Consider the following 1258-nt stretch of genomic DNA (forward strand, 5'->3'; position numbering starts at 1 on the left):
CCGTCGTCCCCGTCCGCCGCACGCGCGGCGATCCGCCCCGTACTGGAGCGTTGGGGGCTGCAGGCGCAGGTCGAGACGGTGGAGCTGTTGCTGTCCGAACTCGTCACCAACGCCGTCCGACACGCCGCGGGCCCCGCTCCCGCACCCCGCTTCGACCCCGAGGCGGCCGCCGAGATCGACCTGGACTCGCTGGAACTCGCCCTGCTCGACAACGCCCTCAACCCGGGCGACACCGCCGCAGCGAACGCGGACCGCCAGGTGGAGGTCGTCGCACGACGCGGTAGCGGCTCACTGTGGGTGGAGGTCTACGACCAGGACGTCCGTATGCCCCGCGTACGCAACGCGACCGCCAACGACGAGGGCGGCCGCGGATTGTTCCTGGTAGACCAGCTCTCCCGCCGCTGGGGCGCGCGAGACACCCACACCGGCAAGGCGGTGTGGTTCCAGATCTAGGCAGGTTGTGATTGTGGCTGTGGGCGCGGGTCGGGTGCGGGTCTCAGGCGCTGGGCGTGGGCGCGCTGATCAGGCGTGAGCCCAAGCGCCGAGCTCAGACCCGGCGCGCGCGTGAGCCGCACCGCACCGCCCTGACCTGCCCTGCAGCCGTGAGTCTCAGGCTGCCGCAGACGAGGAGCTGGAAGAGCTGCTCGAACTCGACGGCGTGGACGGCGAGGAAGACGAAGACGAAGACGACGACCCGCCCTCCGACTTGCCCGTCGAGGAGGAAGACGAGGACGAGTTGGACGACGACGAACCAGGCGCGGACGAGGAGTTGCCCGACCCGCGGCTGTCCGTCCGGTAGAAGCCCGACCCCTTGAAGACGATGCCGACCGCCGAGTAGACCTTGCGCAGGCGGCCCTCGCAGGCGGGGCAGACGGTCAATGCGTCGTCGGTGAACTTCTGAACGACTTCGAGCGCCTCGCCGCACTCGGTGCACTGGTACTGGTACGTCGGCACGTTCACGCTCCCGGTTGGCACTCTGATACTTCGAGTGCCAATTCTGCGCCATGGCCCGCCGGGCTGTCCACTCTGCCGCCCTCTCAGGCCGCCACACACCCCGTCCGCCAAACCGCTGAACCGGCCTCGCTTCGATACGACTGTCGCACGAATACGCCCAATCGGTGAAATCTTCGCACTACCCGCTCAATCGCCACAATCAGCGCGGCATAGAACTCACAAAGCCGCCACGCTGAAGAAAGCCGAGGCAAACACACTGGTCGGGCCTGATCGGACCAGGTGGGCTGGGTGGGCACGGTGGGCC

General features: G+C 68.4%; 2 protein-coding genes. One reads left to right on the forward strand and one right to left on the reverse strand.

Annotation, left to right across the window (positions count from 1 at the left end; all coding sequences use genetic code 11):
• On the forward strand, positions 1–453 hold a 453-nt coding region (locus KDL01_RS41220; protein WP_212534158.1), incomplete at its 5' end, for an ATP-binding protein.
• Between the two features lie 156 nt (positions 454–609).
• Here KDL01_RS41220 and KDL01_RS41225 read toward each other — a convergent pair.
• Positions 610–954, reverse strand: a complete 345-nt coding sequence (locus KDL01_RS41225) for an FmdB family zinc ribbon protein (RefSeq protein WP_212534159.1) — start codon at positions 952–954, stop codon at positions 610–612.
• Positions 955–1258: the final 304 nt, after the last annotated feature.

It is taken from the genome of Actinospica durhamensis (genome assembly GCF_018139695.1).
Classification (GTDB): Bacteria; Actinomycetota; Actinomycetes; order Streptomycetales; family Catenulisporaceae; genus Actinospica; species Actinospica durhamensis.